Origin of the sequence: Paenibacillus sp. PL91 (assembly GCF_012935325.2) — a bacterium.
Classification (GTDB): Bacteria; Bacillota; Bacilli; order Paenibacillales; family Paenibacillaceae; genus Pristimantibacillus.
Genome location: NZ_JABBYG020000004.1, coordinates 38,481 through 60,473, shown reverse-complemented (window position 1 = coordinate 60,473; position 21,993 = coordinate 38,481). Strand labels below are relative to the sequence as shown.

14 protein-coding genes are annotated in these 21,993 nt (G+C 52.5%); 1 reads left to right on the top strand and 13 read right to left on the bottom strand.

Going from position 1 to position 21,993, the window contains the following annotated elements:
- Positions 1-29 precede the first annotated feature (29 nt).
- The 3 genes from HI950_RS11645 to HI950_RS11635 form a co-directional block, all read right to left on the bottom strand.
- Positions 30-908 (bottom strand): carbohydrate ABC transporter permease, encoded by an 879-nt coding sequence (locus tag HI950_RS11645; RefSeq protein WP_169082561.1) that lies wholly within the window; start codon positions 906-908, stop codon positions 30-32.
- Between the two features lie 12 nt (positions 909-920).
- Positions 921-1,811 (bottom strand): carbohydrate ABC transporter permease, encoded by an 891-nt coding sequence (locus HI950_RS11640; RefSeq protein WP_317618337.1) that lies wholly within the window; start codon positions 1,809-1,811, stop codon positions 921-923.
- 106 nt (positions 1,812-1,917) lie between these two features.
- The gene (locus HI950_RS11635) at positions 1,918-3,276 is read right to left on the bottom strand and encodes an ABC transporter substrate-binding protein (protein WP_317618336.1); all 1,359 of its coding nucleotides are present in this window, start codon (positions 3,274-3,276) and stop codon (positions 1,918-1,920) included.
- Positions 3,277-3,869: 593 nt separating this feature from the next.
- On the opposite strand from HI950_RS11635, the gene HI950_RS11630 reads away from it, so the two are divergent.
- On the top strand, positions 3,870-4,703 hold the full coding sequence (locus HI950_RS11630) for a sugar phosphate isomerase/epimerase family protein (protein WP_169082562.1): 834 nt from the start codon (positions 3,870-3,872) through the stop codon (positions 4,701-4,703).
- 214 nt (positions 4,704-4,917) lie between these two features.
- On the opposite strand, the gene HI950_RS11625 is transcribed toward HI950_RS11630, so the two are convergent.
- The 10 genes from HI950_RS11625 to HI950_RS11580 all read right to left on the bottom strand — a co-directional run bounded on the left by HI950_RS11625 (position 4,918) and on the right by HI950_RS11580 (position 21,926).
- Positions 4,918-7,248 carry a glycoside hydrolase family 95 protein gene (locus tag HI950_RS11625; protein ID WP_169082563.1) on the bottom strand — a complete coding sequence of 777 codons (2,331 nt, stop codon included), beginning with the start codon at positions 7,246-7,248 and terminating at the stop codon, positions 4,918-4,920.
- A gap of 31 nt (positions 7,249-7,279) precedes the next feature.
- Positions 7,280-9,412, bottom strand: a complete 2,133-nt coding sequence (locus HI950_RS11620) for a glycoside hydrolase family 31 protein (RefSeq protein WP_169082564.1) — start codon at positions 9,410-9,412, stop codon at positions 7,280-7,282.
- The gene (locus HI950_RS11615) at positions 9,412-10,386 is read right to left on the bottom strand and encodes a Gfo/Idh/MocA family protein (protein WP_169082565.1); all 975 of its coding nucleotides are present in this window, start codon (positions 10,384-10,386) and stop codon (positions 9,412-9,414) included. The genes HI950_RS11620 and HI950_RS11615 overlap by 1 nt, the downstream gene beginning before the upstream one ends.
- 3 nt (positions 10,387-10,389) lie before the next feature.
- Positions 10,390-11,430 (bottom strand): glycoside hydrolase family protein, encoded by a 1,041-nt coding sequence (locus HI950_RS11610; RefSeq protein WP_223285230.1) that lies wholly within the window; start codon positions 11,428-11,430, stop codon positions 10,390-10,392.
- 6 nt (positions 11,431-11,436) lie between these two features.
- Positions 11,437-12,660 (bottom strand): glucuronate isomerase, encoded by a 1,224-nt coding sequence (locus HI950_RS11605; RefSeq protein WP_169082566.1) that lies wholly within the window; start codon positions 12,658-12,660, stop codon positions 11,437-11,439.
- Positions 12,661-12,683: 23 nt separating this feature from the next.
- Positions 12,684-14,897 carry an alpha-galactosidase gene (locus tag HI950_RS11600; RefSeq protein WP_169082567.1) on the bottom strand — a complete coding sequence of 738 codons (2,214 nt, stop codon included), beginning with the start codon at positions 14,895-14,897 and terminating at the stop codon, positions 12,684-12,686.
- A gap of 33 nt (positions 14,898-14,930) precedes the next feature.
- Positions 14,931-16,505: an extracellular solute-binding protein gene (locus tag HI950_RS11595; protein WP_187768072.1), complete on the bottom strand. Its 1,575-nt coding sequence runs from the start codon at positions 16,503-16,505 to the stop codon at positions 14,931-14,933.
- An 11-nt stretch (positions 16,506-16,516) separates the two neighbouring features.
- A complete protein-coding gene (locus tag HI950_RS11590; protein ID WP_223285229.1) occupies positions 16,517-18,817 on the bottom strand; it encodes a hypothetical protein in 2,301 nt (766 codons plus the stop codon).
- A gap of 264 nt (positions 18,818-19,081) precedes the next feature.
- Entirely contained in the window at positions 19,082-20,905 is a 1,824-nt protein-coding gene (locus tag HI950_RS11585) for a cache domain-containing sensor histidine kinase (RefSeq protein ID WP_169082568.1), read from the bottom strand.
- Position 20,906: 1 nt separating this feature from the next.
- A complete protein-coding gene (locus HI950_RS11580) occupies positions 20,907-21,926 on the bottom strand; it encodes a response regulator transcription factor (protein WP_169082569.1) in 1,020 nt (339 codons plus the stop codon).
- Positions 21,927-21,993 lie beyond the last annotated feature (67 nt).

Sequence of the window (21,993 nt, the reverse complement as noted above, 5' to 3'; positions counted from 1 at the left end):
ACATCCCTTCGAATTGTAGCGCTATTGGTCTAGTCGTTATTTCCCCAGCGGCTCGAAACTTTGAATAGAATCAGCGTGAAGGTAAGCGCGATAAGCAGCAGCACCCATGCCATCGCCGACGCATAGCCCATTTTGGCGTATTGGAACGCATTCTGGTACAAATACAGGGAATAGAACATGGTTGATCCATTCGGTCCGCCCTGCGTAATGATGAACGTCTCCGCAAACGATTGAAATGTGCCGATTATGCCTGTGATGACGTTAAAAAGAATGACCGGTCGCAGCATAGGCAAGGTGACTGAAAAAACCTTCTGCATCGAATTCGCACCGTCAATCGAAGCCGCTTCATAAAGCGATTCCGGTATGCCCTGCAAGCCTGCAAGGTAAATAATAATCGAGCCGCCAGCTCCCCATAATCCCATTAGGATAAAAGACGGCTTGGCCCATGCCGGACTCGAGAACCAGCCGGGGCCTTCAATGCCAACCCAGCCGAGTATCGTATTGACAACACCCGAATCGGGCTGCAGCACCCATACCCACAGAATCGACAGAATGACGAATGGAACCAAGGTCGGCAGGAAGAAGACAACCCGAAAGAAAGCCATGCCTTTTATCTTTTTGTTATTGAGCAGGATCGAGATAAATATTGTACAGAGCGTAATGACGCTTATGCCGACAAAAACCATATACAGCGTGTTTTTCAGCACTTTATAAAACAGGTCATCACCGGTAAACAGCGTCTTATAGTTCTCTAATCCGACAAACACGGGCTGATTGATGATATCGTAGTCGGTCAGCGAATAATAAAACGAGCTGATAAGGGGATACGCAGTGAAGCATAGGAATCCGACAATCCAAGGAGAAATAAAGAGCAATCCGTTCAGCACATTTTTTCTGGTCATATTCATCACTGTTCACCCCTAGCCTTTGATTCCCGAAAAAGCGATCCCTTGTATGAAATACTTTTGGAGGACAAAGAAGATAATCAGTATCGGCACCGTCATGCTGATGCCTATCGCCATTAGCAGCGGCCAGCGCGGATCATTAACGGACATGATCTGCTGGATTCCTAGCGATAGCGTATAAAGCTTATTGTCGCTCAAGAACACCAGCGGTCCGATGAAATCTCCCCATGAGCCAATGAAGGAGAAGATCATAACCGTAGTAACGACTGGCAAAGACAACGGCAAAATCATTTGCCAATAAATCCGAAACTCGCTAGCCCCATCTACCTTCGCGGATTGAGACAGTTCCTTTGGAATGCCGATGAGAAATTGGCGCAGCAGAAAAATAAAAAACGGATTTCCAAAAAACACAGGAACAATGAGAGGGAGAAACGTTCCGATCCAGCCAAGCTTCTGGAACATGATGAATAACGGGATCATCGTAACCTGAAACGGCAGCATCATCGTTGCGAGTACTAGGACGAATACGCCATCCCGTCCCTTCCATTCCACACGCGAGAAACCATAGGCAATCAACGTGTTCGATAAAACGGCACCCACGATGCCAAATCCTGCAATAGTCAGCGTATTTCGCAAATACAGCAGAAACGGAAATTCACCGAAAGCCGTCGTGAAGTTGGACCACTGCGGCTTGCTTGGAATCCAAATCGGAGGATTCGCAAACAGCTCCGAGCTGCTCTTGAGTGAACCGGACAACAGCCAAAGAAATGGTAGTATAAAAGCGAGCGCCGTTATGCTCAAAATGACATATACCGCAGCGAGCTCCAATCGTTCCATCAGCTTCTTGGATCTGCGCTTCGCATGCACCGCAGGTGTTGGCTTCAGGGCTGGGACAGAACTTCTCACGTACTTTCACCACCTTGTGCGTATTTATTGGATTAAAGCCGCCGGGCATGTGCAGCTTTGCTCCCGAACAAGGTGCCCGGTCCGGGAGCATAAGGCTGCAAAGCACTTATTTCTTTTTATCCAATGCCGCTTGGATCTTTTTCTCCGCGCTCTCCAGGAGCGGTTTCGGGTCTTTGTTGTTATAAATGACGCTGTCGCGAAGCAGAATCAATTCATTGGACATTTCCTTCGCTACCGGTGTCAGCGCAGGATGTCCGGAGCTTGGCGAGGCAGCGACTTCTCGTACGATTTTATAAACCTGGTCGTTCTCTTTATCCCACTTGATAGCATCGCTTGGCTTCGTATAGATAGAGATGGAGCGCCAAGTGTTAATGTTGTCCGCGAGAATTTCCGGTTGGCCGGCAAACATAATAAATTTCATCGCATTCTGCGGATTTTTGGCCCCTTTCGGGATCATGAATACGTTAGTTCCAAACGTAGTCGCTTTCTCTCGGCCGCCAGTCGGATATGGTATAGCAGCAACGCGGTACTCCGTATCCGGCGCATAAATGCTTAGCGCATTTGCGAACCAGTTGCCGTTTACGGTCATGGCGACTTTACCTGTAAAGAACGGGTGATCCGGGGAGAAGGCGCCGCCAAAGCCGGACGTGAACGATTTGATTTTTTCCGGATTGTACTTTTGGGCGTACTTGTTCATCCAATTGTACATATTGACCAGATGGTCATCATTCAGCTTAATCGCGCCTGTATCCTCGTCAACATAATTAGCGCCGAATACCCAGCCCCACAGAAAGGAGTCATCGCCGGCATCGATCCAAGGAATGAATCCCAGTCGATCAAAGCCGCTATCGCTTATTTTCGTAAGCTTCTCTGCTGCTGCATCAAGCTCCTCGATCGTTTTCGGCGGATTATCCGGATCTAGGCCGGCTTCCCTGAACATGGCCACATTGTAATAAAGCAGGTTGACATTGGAGTCTTGGGGATATAGATAGGTCTGGTCCTTATATTTCATCAGCGGCAGAAAAGAGGAAAGCACATCGGATTCTTGAAAGTTCAGCGCTGCAAGATATTCGTCAAGAGGCTCTAGCGCGCCTTGCGCTGCCAGCGAGTAAGCGCTCGCATATTCGGAGCTGATAACGACATCCGGCGGGTTTTTACCGGAAATCGCGGATACGAGCTTACCGTTCGTCAGACCGCCATCCGGCGGCACATAAGTGGCATTAATCTTATAGCCGGTTTTTTCAAACTCGCCTATCCGCCATTTATCCCACTTCTCCGAATCGCCGCCCCAAGGATACCAATAATTCAGTTCTCCCCCGTTATCCGCAGTCGCATCACCGTTGTTATCGGAATTGTTGTTTTCCGGCGTTTTATTTGGATTAGAGCCGCCGGGGCCTGAGCAGGCCGTTATTACGAGCATAAGGGAAAGCATGATGCCAACTAATGTCGTCCATCCTTTTTTCACGGAAAATCCCCCTTAGGTAAAAGTAATAGTCAGTAAGCTGAAAGCCTTCGCATTGGCCATTTCCATCCTAAATATCAAAGAAAACTACATGTGAATCCCCTCCTCGCCAAATGATGTGAACACGTGTTCATTTTTCGGCAAAAAAACATATGTAATTCAAGGAATAACGACATCAATCATGAACGCGTGTTTATTATTTGCTGAAATTTTTAACCATCTCGACATGATTCCCGACTCATTAGGCTGCGATTAAGCAAGCGATGCCTGACTTCGGCTATTAGCCTTTCAATTGAGGAAAATAATCCTTTACGGTGTTGGTCGTTTCCGAATGAACGAACGATTATTCCCCTTTTAACAGCTCTCTTGCTTACATGTTGTTCAATTTCAAACGTGAACACGTGTTTATGAGCTTATCATACACAATGCATAAAAACGCTGTCAATCCATTTCACACGAATAAAAATTAAAAATATGCTGAAGCTGCTGCATCGACCTAAAGTCAGGACTTGTATAAACACGTGTTCATGATATACTTCTCACAACATCATTATTTCTGCTATCCAAATACCCAGTAGACAAAGGAAGGGATTATAATGCGGCTTGGAGGTCAGGTATTTCTAGAAGACAAAAATCCGGAAAGCTGGGCACATGCACTAAACCAAGCAGCCTTCCGCGCGACGACCTGTCCGATTAACGGAGATGATGATATAAGCCAGCTCGATGATTACATGAAGGCGGCTAATAAGCATGATATTCTCATTTCCGAGGTCGGTGCGTGGAGCAATCCCATCAGCCGGGACGGGCAAACAAGGAAAACTGCCATCGCTTACTGTATCAAACGATTGGAACTTGCTGAACGGATAGCAGCCAATTGCTGCGTAAATATTGCAGGCTCCCGCGGCGAGCAATGGGACGGTCCTGATGCGGAAAACTTCAGCGATGTGACCTTCGAGCTGATCGTAGAGACGACACGCGAAATTATCGATGCAGTAAAGCCTGAGCGTACCGTATTTGCGTTAGAAATGATGCCCTGGGTATTCCCTGATTCGGCAGATACTTATGTTGCACTGATCAAAGCAATCGACCGGAAAGGCTTTGGCGTTCATTTTGATCCCGTTAATATCGTCTCCAGCCCTCGGATCTATTACCGGAATGGGGAGATGATAAAGGATTTTTTTGCTAAGCTGGGGCCGTATATTCGTAATTGCCACGCCAAAGATATTTTGCTGCGAGGCCACTTAACCGTGCACATGGATGAAGTCATACCCGGCCTTGGCGTACTCGATTACCGGGCATTTCTAACGGAGCTTAACAAGCTGCACCCGGATATTCCATTGATCATCGAGCATCTATCCACCAACGAACAGTACGAGCAAGCAGCGGGTTACATCCGAACCACGGCTGCGGAGCTCGGTATATCCCTGTGATAAAGTAACCCCCGTATGATCATGTAAATCAATCAGAACTAACAATAGCCCTTTGCTTATCAAGGGCTATTGTAAGATCCACGTTTATACGAAGCTATCTGCAGCCGCGACATGAGGCGACTTATCGCCGAATTCGCTTATCGTCCGTTCCGCCTTGTTCTGAACCTTCTCCCACCATAAGGTCAATTTCTCTTCCTTTAAAAAACGAGCTCTGTCATTCGAGTACTCTTCCTTGCTTAACCGTTTGTCTAACGACTCGATATGTCTTGCCCGCTTCCAACTGAAGCATTACGATATCGGAGCCGCCTGAGCTCTCGCCTACCCGTTTATCGCCATCAAAAACAACGATGGAAGACGTTCCGCATCTTAGGCAGCATTCTCCGCTCTTCTTTGTTGTAAAACGTGCTTCCTTGAGCAAGCCGTCCTCCCATTCGAGATCGACGGTCAACGCTCCCCTTGCCCGCAGCCCCGTCGCCTTGCCGCTGCTCCAAGCCAAAGGCAGCGCCGGCAGCAGAGCAAGCTCCCCAGCATGCGATTGCAGAAGCAGCTCGGCTATGCCGGCCGTGCCCCCGAAGTTGCCGTCAATCTGGAACGGCGGATGTGCATCGAATAGATTGGGATAGGTCGAATGAGTCAATAGCTGACGGAGATGGGAATAAGCTTCGTCACCATCCTCGAGCCTTGCCCAAAAATTTACGATCCAAGCCCGGCTCCATCCGGTATGGCCGCCTCCGTGAGCCAATCGGCGCTCAATCGTCCGCCTTGCTGCCTCGGCCAGCTTCGGCGTCCTCCGTACATGAATCTGCTCACCAGGATGCAGCGCGAACAGCTGCGAAATATGCCGATGTCCGATATCCGCTTCATCGTAGTCCTCCAGCCATTCCATGATTTGTCCATGCTTGCCGATCTCAGGCTGGGGCAGCTTGGCTAGCGCCTGCTCCAGCTCGCTGCGAAACGCAACCTCAATGCCCAATATACGAAGCGCTTCTACGCAAGAGCTCCATAGCGCATAAACAATCTGGCTGTCCATCGATGGCCCCATGCAAAGCGTGCCTGTTTCGCCGTTTGGACGAACAAAGCGGTTCTCCGGCGAGAGCGACGGTCCCGTAATTAGCCTGCCAGCATCGTCCTCTGTCATATAGCCAAGATAAAACAAGGACGCTTCCTTCAGTAGCGGATATGCGCGCCGCTTCAGAAACTCCTCGTCCAGCCCATACCTGTAATGCTCCCATAGATGAAGGGATAACCAAGCTGCTCCCATCGGCCATATGGAGGATGAGACAAGCATGCCTTCGACATGCGTATCGCCCCACAAATTCGTATTATGATGAGCGACATAGCCTTGGCAGCCGTATAGCTCGCGAGCCGTAATCCTGCCCGCGGAGAGCATGCTCTCCGCCAGATCGAACAGCGGCTCATGGCATTCCGGCAAACCGCCGGCCTCCGCAGGCCAATAATTCATCTGTGTATTGATATTAATCGTATATTTGGATTCCCACGGCGGTGTAAAGCTTGCGTTCCAGATTCCTTGCAAATTGGCAGCAAGCGTTCCCGGACGCGAGCAGGACAAAAGAAGATAGCGGCCAAATTGATAATACAAAGCAAAGAGCGCTGCATCATTCGCACCCTCAGCCAGTCTGCGCAAACGAGCATCTGTAGCCAGCTTCTCAGCTTGCTCTGCTTCTTCTTGTGCCTGATCCCCTGAGCCGCGAAGCTCAAGCTCGACCCTTTGATAATAAGCAGAGTAATCGCTCACATGCCGCTCACGCAGCTTTGCATAGGGCAGCAGGCTCGCAGCCTGCAGTTGATCAAGACATGCCTGCTGCGGATCGGGATGCCGGAATGAGGTATTCGCTGCGAGCAGCAGCGTAACCGCGTCCGCCCCTTCAATCGATAGGAAATCCCCGATGACCCGTACGGCTCCTCCCTCCGCCACCGCTTGCACCGCTGCGGCATATTGCACGCCGCCGGGACCGCATTGCCCGCGCATCAGAATCGTCTGCTCACCTGCCGCCGCCGTCCCTTCATCGAAGGGACGGCGCATCAGATTGACGCCGATCGTTAATGCACCGGGCCTATCAGCTGTCAATCGGACAGCAAGAATCTGATCGGCTGCGCTGCTGAAGTACTCTCTTTCGTAAGTAACGTGATTTCGTTCATACCGAACCCTGGTGACCGCATCTTCCAGATCAAGCTCCCGCTCATACCCCGCGGCGTCTTCATGCCCCTGCATCCACAGCAGCATTTCGCCTAGAGGCTGATAAGGATGCAGATATTTGGGGCTGGACATGAGTGCCATCCGCGCCAAATGCTCCGCTTCGCTCTGCTTGCCCTGCTGCAGCAGCTTCCGAATTTCCGGCAGGTTAGTCCGCGCTTCGGGGTTATTTCCTCGAATCGAGCCGCCGTACCAAAGCGAATCCTCGTTCAACTGCACGATCTCCTTCGCTACGCCGCCAAAAACCATGCCGCCAAGCCGCCCATTGCCGATAGGCAGCGCTTCCTCCCATTTGCCTGCCGGCGCTTCGTACCATAGCCTTTGCTTCATCTTTGCTATCCCCCTTTCTTAGTTGTCCCGTCTATTCGTCATGAAGGCCCAGCCCCATCGTGGCAAAGCGCCACATCACGCCGGAATAAGAGTCCGGAAGCTCCGTTTCGCCCGACAGTGCGCCTTGAAACCCGCCATCCTCCGTCTTCGTTACATCTGCCTTCCACCAGCCGCATGCGCCTTTTTCATGATCCAAGCTTACCCCATCATCGTCATACAGCAAGCATGATCCAGCTTCAGAACCAAAATGCACAAATTCAAGCGGAGCCTGCTCGCCGGGACGGAGCGCATGCGGCAGCGATGCCATCATCGGAATGACCGCGCCGTCGCGTACAAAAATCGGTATCGTCGCAAGCTCAGCGCGGACCCTTATTACGCCGCCCCCCTTGTATTGCTCACCAGTCTCAAACCCGATCCATGAGCCGGAGGGCAGGAGCACCTCACGCTCGCTCTCACCTTCCACGAGAGGAGCGACGAGCAGGGAATCCCCGATCATATATTGATCGTCCCACTGCGGAATAGTCCGCTTTCCATATGCGCCATCCGTCGTATTCAGCTTCTCCGCCTCCATCCGCTGCTCCTCGGCGCGATTGATCTCCTCTGGCGTTACGACGAACGGCATCGCTTGAAAAGGAGGTATCCCTTTTTCCCGGTAGCTGGCAAAAGCCGTATATAAATAAGGCTGCAGGCGCATCCGCAGCTTGATATAGCGGCGAATGATCGGTTCAACCTCGGGAAATGACCAAGGCTTCGTCCCGTCGCCCCAAGCGTTCAGCATCGCCAGCGGCGAGAAGCAGACGGTCTGCATTCTTCTTACCCAGTCCTCGGCGCTGCGCGCTCGGCGCACCTCCGGCGACCAGAGCAGCCCGCTGAAGGAAGAATTACAAAGCGCTCTAATAAATTGCTTGTGATCATACAGATCCGAATAAAGAACATAAGGCAGCGAAGAGGCTGCTGCATTGGATGCGCGCACCAAGCCATAGGTTCTCTGGTTGTCTGCGCGGTACAGGTCGCTTGTCATTTTCTGAAACATCAAGCCGTACAGCTGCCGCATCTGCTCACCGTCCAACCCCGACGGGAAGCTGGCGTGCTCCGGGAACATCCAAGAATTGTTTGTCAGCTCGCTGCCGTCGCATTCGTCCAGCTTGTAGCCTGACACGCCAATCGCGACATGCTTCTCTTTATGCTGCTGCGCATACAGCTCGCGGGCTTCCGGCAGCGCGTAATCGGGGGCGAGTCCTCCCCAAACGGCATAATCGCCCGATAGCGGCTTAAGCGCTCGGTATAACTCGCTCTCTGGCGATACATAAGGATGCTCCCATAGGTTGACGCGGAAGCCGTTATCCGCCAGCTCGCGAACGAAGCGCTCAGGAGCCGGAAAGCGTTCCTCATCCCACTCATACGTAACCGGGTAGCTGCGGCTGTGCCAGCCCGGCTCCAAACCGATTACGTCGCAAGGATAATCCCGTCTGCGAAATTCCATCGCTTCTGCCAGCGCCTCCTTCTCGCTGAATAAGGTTGGCACGCGATGCCAGAAGCCAAGCCCCCACTTAGGCGGCAAAGCACCGCCGCCGCAGAAGAGATTGTAGCGGCTAACAGCATCGCGAAGCGCTGGACCGCAGAAAACATAGATGTCCGCTCCTTCCTCCGGCAAGCGGATCTCCGCTCGCGATGATGGCAGCGTTGCCCGCCAGCTCGCGTCGCGATTGCGGTCCTTCGCATCCTCCTTGCTCATCGCGTCCAAGCGAACAGCCGAGCCAAGATGCATCGTAACCGCGCGTGCCGTATCTATAAGAACACCGTAGCCGCGGTCGCTGACATAAAAAGGAACCGGTGCGTGCGTCTCCCCAGTATCCTGCTTCGGATCGCTGTTCACGCGAAGATAACGGGTCCGCCCACGCTGATTCATTCGCATGAACTGAAGCCCAGTTCCATAAAGCTTCTCATTCGCTGCCAGCGGCAGCGCGAGCGTGCGGCGTCCGCTTGCTGACTCCTCGATTCGAACCTCTTCCCATTCAAAGGGCGGAGCGGCCTTCGCCATCTGTCCGAGCGCTTCCAGCTTCGGCTCTGCTCCGATCAAGGATAAGGGGGTAAGTGCCTGTGAATTTCCTATAGTGGCGCGCCATACTCCAGGCGCAGCCTCCGTCCATGTCAAAGCCGTCATTATTTGGCCCTCCCCAAATCCGGCAATTCGATTGGCATCCTGTGTCCCGTTTCGCCGGATAGATTAGCATAATGAACGAGCGCCTGCGTAAGCAGATAATCGTTGCCGCTTGTTTCTGCTTCACGTCCTGTCTCAAGCGAGGATAGAAACTCAGTCAAAATATCCGTTTCGCCTACATCGGCGAAGTCGGAAATCAACTGTATCCCGCCCTCTTTGTAAACCCGAATTTCTTTGCCGGTCAGCACCAGCGCGCCGTTTGTTCCCTCGATTTGCCAATCACCGCCCCATAACGTCTCCGGGCCTCTCGAGGCGATCGTTGCCGTGTAACCCGCTATTAATCCGCCCTCCATCTCAATGATCGCATTTGCATTAATTAGCGCGCCTTCCTCTTCCCAGCTGCCAATCGGATTATATAATCTCGCCTGGATGGCCTTTCCCTCCAGTCCCGTCAAATAACGCAGCATATCGAAGTGATGTACGCCTATATCATCCAAAATACGTACAGCATACTTGCGCTGAACCTGATGATAGCGGCGGAACTGAATGTCAATCGTCGAGATTGTACCGATGATTCCCTCGTCCAGAAGCTGCTTCATTTTGCGGACATAAGGAAAACGCCGGTAATTCTCTGCGACCATGAACGGAATATTCTCCTTCGCAGCTCTTGCCACGATCTCTACCGATTCCGAATAATCGAACGAGATCGGCTTCTCGCAGAGGACGGGAAGTCCCTTGTCGAATGCAGCATGGTTCACCCGCGTATGCGCCGCCGGCGAAGTCACATTGACGAGGAAGTCAGCCTCCTCGCACGCAAGCGCCTCCTCCAAAGAGGTATAGAACGGATAAGGCGCCCCTTCCAGCTTAGCCTTCATGGCGGGGTCCGCTTCAACGACAGCTGCGAGCAGCCCCCTGTCTCTTAATCTTTTGTACCAGCTAAAGCCTGCACTGCCGAGACCAACCAATATTGCCTTCATTGCTCATTCTCCTCCCGATTCCTCTAGCGGAATGACCATATTCCATGTATGCGAGGCTTGCCGAAAGCCTCCCGGTCCATCCGCTGCCGCAGTAAATAAGTGTGTCGGCTTCCCGTTCTGAAACAACAGAAACGGCCGCTCCATGCTTCCCATCGTCTGTACCGTTCCGTCATCCCAGCGAACGGTGCGCGAATAGGCTTTCGGTTGATCGGACAGCTCCCAATGAATGCCGTCCTTGGAGAATGCCTGAATGCCCCCATGCTTCTCTCCGCCTAACGTACCGTCCATATCTTTGGCAATTAGCGAGAACCCGTCACTCGTTTGCCAGATGAACGGGTCCTCGATATGGAATTGCTCGGGCGGGAATACGGGCTTCTCCGACTTGACGCTGTAAGGACCGCTCCAGTGCTTCGCTTCGGCGACACCTATCGTCATTTGGCCGAATTCATTTCCCTCATAACGCCGCGCCTTGTAGATGAGCAGCACAGAGCCGTCCTCCCGCACGCATGGGGCCGGGTTCGACGTCAAGTAGCTGTCGAAGCGCCCGGGACGGGTCGGAAGAAGCGGAGTGTCACTCCTTCTCCAAGGGCCGAATACGCTGTCTGCAACCGCAAGCCCAACCCGTTTATTCGAGCGGGCAACGATGCAGCGCGGATCCTCAAGTCCGTACCCGTCGCCAGAAGCGGGCTCCGACAAAGGATGCGTCGTGCCCATATAATAGAGAAGATAGACGCCATTATGCTTGACGATATGCGGGTTATGCGTGCTGCGCCCATCCCAATATTCCGCTCCTCTTGCCGGAAGCACAATTTCTTGAAAAGCATAAGGCCCCTCGGGCGTATCGGATACAGCCCTCACAATCTCTGATGCAACAAGCCAGCCCGGATGCATAGGCAAACTCTTTGGCCATCTGGAGGCGAACATATGGAACCGGCCATCGTCGCCTTGAACGACGGAGCCGCACCAGACCCAGTAGCCTTCTATCTTAAAGCCGCCGCTTCGTGGAGCCGGCAGCATAGTTCCTGCAAAGCTGTTTGCCTTCATGGCGTCTCATCCTTTCAGAATTTGTCTTTTTTCATTCAAGGCATAGCGCTTGGCCGCGCTCCCGTACAGCCATTGCTCCGCGGTATGCAGCGCGGTATCGTAATCGATCCATCCCGACTCCAACCGCTCCCAAAGGAATTCGGCGGCCAGCTTTTTCACGAGCAAAATTTTGCCAAAGCTCCATTCCATGCAGCGAGCATCGGATACGATGAGAGAGCTCTTGCTTGCGGGCAGTGCCTCGAGCCTATATTGCATGCTGTCTCGGTAGGTGCTTGCGCGAAAGTTGAACCACCACATGCCGCCGATATGCACATTCGGGAAATTCCATGCTGCCTGCACCGCATCTAGATTATTGAGCTCCGATGCGAGCACCAGCTCAAATGGGCAGCTATATTTCTCAAATAAGGCTGTCAGCTTTAAAATTCTTTCCGTATCGTTTACGGGAACGGCAGTTCCGCACCACGAGCGCTCTACGCCTAGAAAGAGCTGAACGAGCAGGCCGTTATGCTCAGCCGCTGCGCATACCGCATGCAGGAGCTCCATCATAATTTCGTCGCGGCTGCTACCATGGCCAATCGTTCGGCGAATATGAGCGCTAGCTCCATAAGCTGGCAGCGTCGTCATAACGCCGGGCAAACCGGCGTCTCCGTAAGCGCCCAGCAAATGACTAATTTCAGACTGCACGACCAGAAACTCACTCGATGGATCATCGGAGCGAGCCACGCGATCTCCCCATTGGCCGAGTGCCCCGTCTATTCGTGGAATAAGCACCGCATGCTCGCGCATCCCATCGAAGGCCGCATGCTCCGGATGATTCACGACGAACCTGCGTACGTTCAGTCGGTCAGCAGTCTGCTGCGCCAAGCCCTCGCCTCCACTGGAGCGCTTAACCGCGGCAATCGCTTCTCTAATGGATGCGGCATCCTTAATCTCGATGCCGTATAGCTCTCGCATAATCGAAGTAAAGGCCCAGTTCATCAGCGTGCTTCTCGTTTCCTTGTAAGCGTCTAGAAAAGCAGCGATACGCTCTTCTTCCGGCAGCTTATCGGCATCTGCTGGATAACCGCCCGCCTGCAGCTCCCGGAACAGCCAGAAGTAATGCGCGATTTCCCAAAAATCGCGAGCGCCCAAACGGTCGCCTACCAAATGGGTATGCGTATCGAATACCGGCAGCTCCAATACGCGATTTATGAATTGTGCTTTAGTACCGCCATTCCCAATCGAGCTCATGTGAACATCTCCTTCTATCTGCTTTAGCTATTGACCCTTCTTAATCGGTAAAGCCTACTGCGGAAATCGCCCTTCCAGACAGGCAGCTTTAATCCGACCCTCATCAGTTCGTCGCCGCCGAACAGCTCCTCGCCGTCCTCAGGCCGATCTGCATCGTATACAAGATAGTCTTGATCGGGGTTCAGGCCGTTCAATCGAAGCTTCTTCAGCGGCGCATTTGGCTCAGAGAGCACTTGGTAATAAGCGACCAGCGCTTCAGAGCCATCCTCCATCACGAACATCCACGCCGTATCGTTTCCTTGGAACGGACTGCGCAATCGGTAAAATTCACCGCTCTGGATGAGATAACGCATATCCTTATATAAGCTGATTTGCTGCTTCACTATCGCTTTCTCCGCCTCAGTCAGCAAGGCCGGATTCAGCTCATAGCCGAAGTTGCCGGACATAGCGACATGCCCGCGCATCTCGATTGGCGTAGTCCGATGCACCTGATGGTTAGGAACGGCAGATACATGTGCGCCCATCGCGCTGATAGGGTAGACGATGCTCGTACCGTATTGAATTTTGAGCCGCTCGACAGCGTCGGTGTTGTCGCTTGTCCAGGTCTGCGGCATATAGTAGAGCATGCCGGGGTCAAAGCGCCCGCCGCCGCCGGAGCAGCTCTCGAACAGCACATACGGGAAGGCCGTGGTGAGACGCTCCAACACCTCATATAAGCCGAGAATGCAGCGATGCGCAGTCTCCCGCTGCCGCTCAGGAGGAAGCAGCGCCGAACCGACTTCCGTCATATTGCGATTCATATCCCACTTCACGTAAGTGATCGGGCAGCTTTGCAGAATATTCGTTATCGCCGCAACCATATAATCCCGAACATCCTGGCGGGAATAGTCGAGCACTAACTGCTGCCGCGCCTCCGTTCTACGGCGGTCAGGCACATGCAAGCACCAGTCTGGATGCGTTCGGTACAGCTCACTCTCCGGCGATACCATCTCAGGCTCGAACCATATTCCAAACTGCAAGCCCAGCCTGCTCACCCGCTCGACTAGCTCCGGCAGGCCGTTTGGCAGCTTGCGCTGATCAACAAACCAGTCGCCCAGCGAGCTCTTATCGTTATCCCGCTTGCCGAACCAGCCATCGTCAAGCACGAACAGTTCCGCGCCGAGCTCCTTGCCCTCCTGAGCGATCTGCTCGATCTTGTCCGCGTCAAAGTCAAAGTACGTTGCCTCCCAGTTGTTGAGCAGGATCGGGCGCGAACGGTCGCGGTAAGCGCCGCGGCATAGGCGGGTCCTATACAGCTTATGGTAAGTCCGGGACATGCCGCCGAGCCCTTCAGACGAATAGACAAGCACCGTCTCCGGTGTTTGGAACGACTCTCCCGGCTCTAGTAGCCAGCAGAAGTCAAACGGATTAATCCCCATAACGACGCGAGTCGTATGATACGGATCGACCTCCACCTGCGCCGTGAAGCTGCCGCTGTATACGAGGCTAAAGCCGAATGCCTCGCCTTGCTCCTCGTTCGCGCCCTTCGAGAGAAGCGCAAGGAAAGGATTCAAAGAGTGGCTGCTCGCTCCCCTCCTGCTCTCGATGACCGACCCGCCTGATACGAGCGGGCGACGCTCGATATGGCGCTCTCTCGCCCATGTTCCTGACAGCTGAAGCATATCGAAGTCATCGTGCGGGAAGTCGATACCCATGCTGAGCGCGCGCAGCAGCTTCATCTTGCGGCCGCTTTCGTTAACATAGCGAACGGAACGGGCTACAGCATCCAGCTCTCGGAAAATCGTGTAGGTCAGAACTGCCTTCAGCCCGATAAGAGAGTCGCAGAGGACGATTTCTAGGCTTTCTGCCTCGCCTGCCTCCATCGCATAGGTTGAAGGAAGGCTATCCAGCGCGGGCTTGCCGGCATAGATGCGATGCGTTTCATAGACCAGCTCGCTGACTGTTGTGCCGTTCTCAAGCTGCACTTGATACGCGGGAACACGGAAATCGCTGCCTCCGAAGCCGGGAAGCTCCTGCGGAAGCGTATCGAGCGACAGTGTCAGGTCGCTTGGATCGGTCGACGGAGAGAAGGAGCATCTGCGCCGAATCGCAAGAAGCTGTCCGGGGCTTGTGCCCCGAACCTTGCCTCCCCAGTGAACGTGTGCGAGGTATTTGGACTTTATAAGCTGCATGATATAACTCGATGATCGGCTTTGCAGATGGAACGTCTGCGCAGCCTCGTCATATACGATCGTCATGGTTTTCCTCCGATTGTAAAGGTTTAGCGTCCTCTATTTCCGATTTTCCGTGACAATGACGCCTTCTCCGTTGTTGTAGCGCTCCGTCGCATCCTTAATAATTTCGAGACCGCCTTTTTTCTTATATTCCTCAATGACCTTTGGCCAGTCGGAGATCGGCTCCTTGCCGTAGATCATTTTCACCATGTGCTCGATGATCAGCTTCGGTCCGACGTCATCGCCGAGCGGGGATGCATCCGGGTATTTCGAGAATGTTTCCAGTGCAGGAGAGAAACGAACCGTTCCAAGCCCTTCCTTCGACACAACCGTATCCAGGAAGTTCATCATGTCGCGCCCGTCCTCCGTCATCTCCTCCCTCGCCTTGTTGTAAATCATGTCGTGAACGAACCAGAACATGCTGCGGAACCGGTCCTCATCCATCGCTTCGGGCGCTGTTGGCGGCGTGAACTTGATTTTGCCGTCGCTCTCCTTCGTATAGGTATCTCCCTCTATGCCGAATGAGAAATACGTTTCAGCCTCCGGCGTCAGCATCCATTCGAAAAATTTGATAATGCTGATTGCCTTCTCCTTCGGTACTTTGCTGTTGATATAGTACGAAGTGTTAATGCTCGAGTAGAGCAGATGTCCGCCGACGTTCTCGGGACCGCGCGGCGAAGCGATAATATCCAGCTTCGCATCAGGCACCGCGTTTTTCAGCTTGCCGCGAACCTCCGGCAGCAGCTGTGCATTAGCGGACCACATTCCTGACCTTCCGCTTTCGTTGTTTTTGCTATAGTCGCTTGAAGTCAGCGAGGCGAAGTCCTTCGGAATCAAACCTTCATCGTACATCGTTTTGTAAGTCTCCAGCGCTTTTGACATGTTCTCCACGTCAAAAAACTTCGGAACGACCTCTCCATTTTGCAGCTCGAACTGCGAAGGCAGCACGTCGAAGGCTCCCATAACCGTATCGGCGTATTTAAAGTTCTCCCTCATCTGGTACGGGAACTCCACGCCATTTTTTTTCATCGCCCGCATGACGTCCAAAAATTCGTCGACCGTCTTCGGTGCCGGCAGCCCCGTCTTCTCAAGCAGGTCGGTACGGATGAACAGCGCGCGGCGCGACGGATTCGACAGCCAAGCTGGAATGCCGTAGATCTTGCCGTCGTAGCTGGTTTCCTGCCAGGCTTCCGCTGGAACCGCCTTCATTAAGTTAGGAGCGTGCTCCTTCAACAAGTCGTCGAGCGGCATGAATATGCCTGATTCTACAGAGCCGGACATTCCTTTGGATGTAGCCCCTCCCACGTTCTGAACGACGTCAGGAATGTCGTTCGAAGCAAATAGCAGCGACATTTTGCTGGCAAAGTCCTTAAGAGGGATCATCTTAATATCCAGATCCGTATTCGTCAGCTCCTCCAGCTTGAGTACCCATTTCTCCGTGTTTACGTCAGCCGAACGTTCCGCATGCTTGTTGCCGCTGGTCGCCATGGACATCGAGAATGAAGTTTTGCCTCCCTCCGGAGCACTCTCGCCATTGGCAGGCTTATTGCCTGTCGTGCTGTTGCTTGCGCATCCCGTTGAAGCTAAGGCGATTAATGCCGTAATCATTGTCAATTTTAATCTTCGTCTCATGCTCTTCACCTCTACTTAATGTTTTTCACCGCTTGCTTGCCGAGCCGCTCTTCCAACTGCTGTTTATAAAGGCTGTCGACCTTAACATGCTTTCCTTCGTTATCCCAATAGGCATCTGCCCGAGGGCGAGGATCATAAGTGGAAGGCACCAGACCCGGAACCTTCGGTCCAATATGGCCGATTGCATAGTTCTGCGCCGTTGGCGGCTGCTGGCTCGTCAGCTCGCCTTCCGTGTTCCAAGTGACATAATTTGCACCAGACCACCCGTGCCCGCTGCCAAGCCATGCCCGATCCCGAATGGAGATCAAACCTTTCACGCTGTCAAAAAGCCCGCCGACCGACCAGCGGTGATGCGGCTCGCTCGTGTTGTAATCCTTGGTTGATTCGCTGTCCAAGAAGACATTTGGACCCATAACGCGGCTGTCTACAACAAATGCGTGCCGTGCTGTCTCCGTATAAATGCGCTGCGCCAAATTCAGCTGCCCCATGAAGTGAAAAGCGTACCGTCTGCCGCCCGTTACGATGCTGACCATATCGTACATTTTGCTATCTTGTATCGTAATCCACTTTGCATTGCGGCTCACTTGGACAAGCGAATAGGACAAATGGTAGCCCGTTACATTTCGAACCCAACCGTTCTTGACGCCGCCAAACACGACAAACCGCTCGGCATGGTTTTCGTCAGCGTAATAGGGAGCAGTCGTTTCATTGTCCATGACCGTTTCAATGATACTCTTGTCAAAATCGCTGTCTACGCGAATATGCTCGACGCCGACCTGCTCGATGCGTTCAGCATCGGAATATTTATAAATGGCGCCGCCGCCCCACTTGCGGTCGATCGCGTTTGAGATCGGCGCATCGACAGTAACCTCATTTCCTTCGATTGCAGTAATGACTCTATCGAAGTCGAGGTTGAATGCGGACCATTGGGTCGCTCCTCCGCCCGGACGGTTATAGATATAATCCATGCCGATTTCGTGAATCCAGCGGTCATTTCCAGCACGGCGGACGATGATCTGATCCCCTACACGATAGGTGGAAGCATCCGTTACCCGAAAGGTTCTCGCGCTGGACGGCACGTACAGGTCGGCGATATCCGCACGCGTTGCCGACTCGATTTTTGGACCGGTTGAGGCGCCGATCATAAGCAGATTTCGCTTGGTCGTGCCGGTTCCGTGAATGACCGTCCCTCTCTCGTCGTCGCCTTCGCCGCGCAGAACGATTCCTCCTGCTCGTATGTAGAGCGTGCCGCTTACTTCAAACTTTCCTCGTTTTAGAAGCACCGCGCCGCGGAAGCCTTGCTCATTTGCAGGAAGCTGCTCCACGCGGTCGATTGCGGCTTGAATGCGCGCCGTATCGTCTCCATCACCAGGCTCGACAACCTCTTGCACCGGAATATCGGGAAGCTTCACTCCGCCGCCTTTGTAGCCGGCGTTCGAGAAGTCCATAATTTTATTGCCTTTATAGTCACTGACATAGACCATCTTGTTTTTCTTGCCTAGGAAAGCAATCTCGCTCTCTCCTTTTGAGATGTCCTTCTGATTCCAGGCTGTGAAATAGTAAGAGTCATAAACAGGCCCCGCACCTTCGCGCTCAATGGTCAAACGAAGCTCGTATACGCCCTGCTTGCTCGCCTTGCCAGGAAGCGATAGCTTTGTCGTATCCCCTTTTTGAAGCGACGTCGCAGGGATTTGGCCTACAACCGACGCACCGTCCAAAATCAGCTCTCCGCTCACGCGTCCATTTATGTTGGAGAGCAGCGCTACCTCCGGATAAAAATCTCCGGGCTCGATTAAAGCGGGGTGGCCAATTTTTGCAACCATCCTTGAATGCGTAACCGATACGTTGGAAAAAACATATTCCTCCGCCGAGAACTCGTTCGGATCGTCGACATCTACCCATAGATCATTTGTCTTTAAATGGGCACTCCCTGTTTTCACTTCTGCATAAATAAGTGAGGCTCCTACTTGATTTGCCGTCAAGACTCCCGCTGAATCAATCGATACGTCAGAAGTCGAGGTTGTGTACGTTTTTGTGATGCTGCTTAGATCCACTTCCTCGTCGGATTCTATCCGGCCCTTCAGCGACAAGCTCTTGAGATCGCCCTTATTCAGTCTAATTTCACCATTCGTTCCATACTCCTTGCCCTCTTCATCCACAAAATAAATACGTTTCAGATCAGAAGGCGCGGCTTGCTCTGTGATGCCGTCATTAGCCGCTGCGTCCGTAGCCGGATGATTTCCGAACGGCACTATTTCCGCGAACAAAAGCAGTACCGCCAGGCTCAAGCTGAATTTCCTCACTCTATTCATGTTTCATTTCCCACCTCTCACCGTTTATTGAAACGCCTTCATAATACCCCCGCTTCGTTCACATTGACATGTCATTTCTTCACATCGAAATGTGTTTTCCTATGCTGACTGGATACGTTTCTCTTGAAATCGTAAGAAACTCCACATTAGACACAAGGAAACACAGCCTTTTCAACCGCCTCGAACAAACAAAAAACGCCTCTGACCGCTTACCGTCTTCAATGACGATTGTCGCGGCAGAGGCGTTTTTGCTGCATGAGCGTCTTATTTCCTTTTTATTTGACGCCCCTTCGGCATAAGCATCGTAATTTTTGTGCCTTGCTGCTCCTCGCTATCGATGCGAAGACCGAACCTATCGCCAAAAACCATCTGGATGCGCCGATGCACGTTTAAAACGCCTATGCCGCTCTTATGGCCAGCGTCATCCTGCTCCTCGCCGTCAGCGAGTCGGTTTGCTCCCAGCTTATGCCGCAGCTCAACCAAGCGGTCGCTCTTCATGCCGCAGCCGTTATCCTCGATACTAACCCAAAAGACATCATTCTCCTCACCGCAATCGATGCGAATGAAATGATACTCCTCCACTCCTTCGGGAAAAGCATGCTGAAAAACATTTTCCACAAGCGGCTGAAGCGTCAGACGAACCATCGCATGCAGCAAATACTCCGGCTTTAATGCGACATCGATCTCGAACTCGCGGCCGATCCGGTGCTGCATGACCTTCATATAATACAAGACATGCTTCAGCTCGTTTGCAACTGTAATCTCTTCCAGATTGGTCTGAACCGAATAGCGCAGCATATAGGCGAGCGCTTGCACAATTTCGGCTATATCCTCGGAATCCTGCACGGCTGCATAGCAGATGATCGTCTCAAGCGTGTTGTACATAAAGTGCGGATTAATCTGCAGCTGAAGCGACTGGAATTCGGCGCGTTGGCGCTCCATTTGAATTTCCTGATTGCTCAGCTCGACCTGGACCACCTTGTCCACCGCGTCAGACAACCGCTTAACCATGTGATTGTAGCGCAGCATCAGCTCTGCGATCTCATCGCGATGCTTTGGCAGCGGGATAGGCACCCAATTGCCCTTCTCTGTTTCCCGCATCCCCGATTTCAGCGCCTGAATCGGCTTAGTAATCGATTTTCCGAATCGGTATGCTAGAAAAATAGCGAGCAATAGCGTAAATAAACCGACAGTAAGCGTTGAATTTCGAATGTTGGTAACGGGCTTTCTCACCTCATCTACCGGCATGGAAACGATCAGCTTCCAGCCCGAATAGTCCGATGTCCTCGCCTTGTACATTCGTTTCCTGCCCTCGGTTCCATCGAAGAAGGAATTATCGCCTGCTTGCTCGAGCTTTTTGTTTACGACATCCGGCAATAACGTTCCTTCCTTGTTCTTCTCTGGGTGGTAGATGATCTTCCCTTTCGCATCCGTAATGAACAGGTAACCATATTTGCCTAGATCTACACCCTTCCAAAGGGCGGAGAGGTCGGCCGATCGAAGCTCAATCGCAAGCAGCCCTTTCAATTCCGGTGAGCTGTACCCGCGTATGCGGCGGACGAGCGTGACCATCTGATTTTCTTGACCGGTCAAAATACTGCTTTTTAAAATACTCAGTTGGCCCTGCGGGCTTGTATTGCTCATGTAATAATCCCGCTGCTTGATGATTTCCTCGGGGGTGAACGACTGTTCGCTTGCTTCGTTAAAATAGTAGACGGCGTTTCCTTTGTCGCTAATCAAGGAAATAGACGCAATCTTCGGATTGCGGATGAACAGCGGATCCGCTCCCACCTCGCGTATCGTCTTGCGGTAATAATAAAAATCGTACTCCTCCCGATCGGCAGGCAAATCCATGAATTCCATGACATAGCGGAACGTCAGCAAGGAGACCATCGAGCGCTCGTAATCCTTTAAATACAGATCGGTATGATGGACTGCGTTGCTTGCTATTTGCTCCATTTGCTTCTCGGCCATTTCGTCGAGCTCGCGGGAGGAGGTCGTATAAGAGATGCCTACACCGCTTAAGGTCAGTCCGATCACAACAAGAAAGTAGAAAAACAGCTTCGCATACAGGCTGCGGAATCTCATCTCATTTGATCCCCATAGCTGCCCGGTATTCGGAAGGCGTGACGCCGACAAGCTTCTTGAACGTTTTTGTAAAATGTGGATAGTCGTCATAACCAACCTCTGACGCGATGTCGACGATACGCAAATGCGGTACGGCCAGCAGCTCCTTGGAGCGGTCGATCCTTCTGTTGATCCGGTATTTGACGAACGTCTCATTCGTCATTTTCTTAAACAACGAGCTGAAATATGTCGGCGTAAGCCCAACCATCGCCGCTACCTGATCAAGCGTAATCTCCTGCGACAGCTTATTGTCGATATACGCTTTTGCCTCTTCCATCGGATCGCGAAAATTTCCGCTACGTACCGATGCCAGTCCGTCCCGTATACTTCGAAGCTCCGCTTCAAAGGCATCAAGCGCATCCTTCACGGTGCCTGCTTGCAGGAAGCTCAGATTCGGCTTCGGAACAAAGTTCCGAGCCTGGAACCGCTTCAGAAGCATGTCGCAGCAATCGCCGAGCAGCTCCTTCAATCTCGCGAGCGATAAGTTTGCGGACAGGCAGTACTCCCGCCAGCGTTCGCTCAGCTCGTCCAGCTCGTCTGTCTGGAGCGACCATATATGCTGCTCCATGAGATCCACCCATTCCATATAGCGGGATGGCGCAATATACCCAGCCGACTGCTTCTTGACCAATTTGGCGAGCACCTCATGCACATCTGTTTTTGTAATCGGTTTCAACAAATAATGCTTTACGCCGTAATCCACGCATTTCTGCGCATAGCTGAAGTCGTTGTAGCCGGATATGACTACTGTTTTGATATGCGGATATTGTTCATGAAGTATGCGGCAAAGCTCCAGTCCGTCCAGCTTCGGCATTCGAATATCTGTCAGCACGATATCGGGCTCCGACGCCCGAATTCGCTCGAGCGCGGCTTGCCCGTTCTCGGCGGTCGTTACTTTAGCGAAGGCCGGTACATATTGCTCCGTCATCTTCGAAATTCCTTTGCGAATGACGGGCTCGTCGTCTACGATGAGGACATGCATCGATCGTTCCCCCTTGTTTGTCCGTCTATCAAATCGTTTAATATTACAAATTATTTACGCTTATGCT

What these genes read in the sequence shown, in the direction of transcription:
- HI950_RS11645 (WP_169082561.1), bottom strand. Translation starts at nt 908, where the DNA reads ATGAATATGACCAGAAAAAATGTGCTGAACGGATTGCTCTTTATTTCT.
- HI950_RS11630 (WP_169082562.1), top strand. Translation starts at nt 3,870, where the DNA reads ATGCGGCTTGGAGGTCAGGTATTTCTAGAAGACAAAAATCCGGAAAGC.
- HI950_RS11625 (WP_169082563.1), bottom strand. Translation starts at nt 7,248, where the DNA reads ATGAAGCAAAGGCTATGGTACGAAGCGCCGGCAGGCAAATGGGAGGAA.
- HI950_RS11620 (WP_169082564.1), bottom strand. Translation starts at nt 9,412, where the DNA reads ATGACGGCTTTGACATGGACGGAGGCTGCGCCTGGAGTATGGCGCGCC.
- HI950_RS11615 (WP_169082565.1), bottom strand. Translation starts at nt 10,386, where the DNA reads ATGAAGGCAATATTGGTTGGTCTCGGCAGTGCAGGCTTTAGCTGGTAC.
- HI950_RS11610 (WP_223285230.1), bottom strand. Translation starts at nt 11,430, where the DNA reads ATGAAGGCAAACAGCTTTGCAGGAACTATGCTGCCGGCTCCACGAAGC.
- HI950_RS11605 (WP_169082566.1), bottom strand. Translation starts at nt 12,660, where the DNA reads ATGAGCTCGATTGGGAATGGCGGTACTAAAGCACAATTCATAAATCGC.
- HI950_RS11600 (WP_169082567.1), bottom strand. Translation starts at nt 14,897, where the DNA reads ATGACGATCGTATATGACGAGGCTGCGCAGACGTTCCATCTGCAAAGC.
- HI950_RS11595 (WP_187768072.1), bottom strand. Translation starts at nt 16,505, where the DNA reads ATGAGACGAAGATTAAAATTGACAATGATTACGGCATTAATCGCCTTA.
- HI950_RS11590 (WP_223285229.1), bottom strand. Translation starts at nt 18,817, where the DNA reads ATGAATAGAGTGAGGAAATTCAGCTTGAGCCTGGCGGTACTGCTTTTG.
- HI950_RS11585 (WP_169082568.1), bottom strand. Translation starts at nt 20,905, where the DNA reads ATGAGATTCCGCAGCCTGTATGCGAAGCTGTTTTTCTACTTTCTTGTT.
- HI950_RS11580 (WP_169082569.1), bottom strand. Translation starts at nt 21,926, where the DNA reads ATGCATGTCCTCATCGTAGACGACGAGCCCGTCATTCGCAAAGGAATT.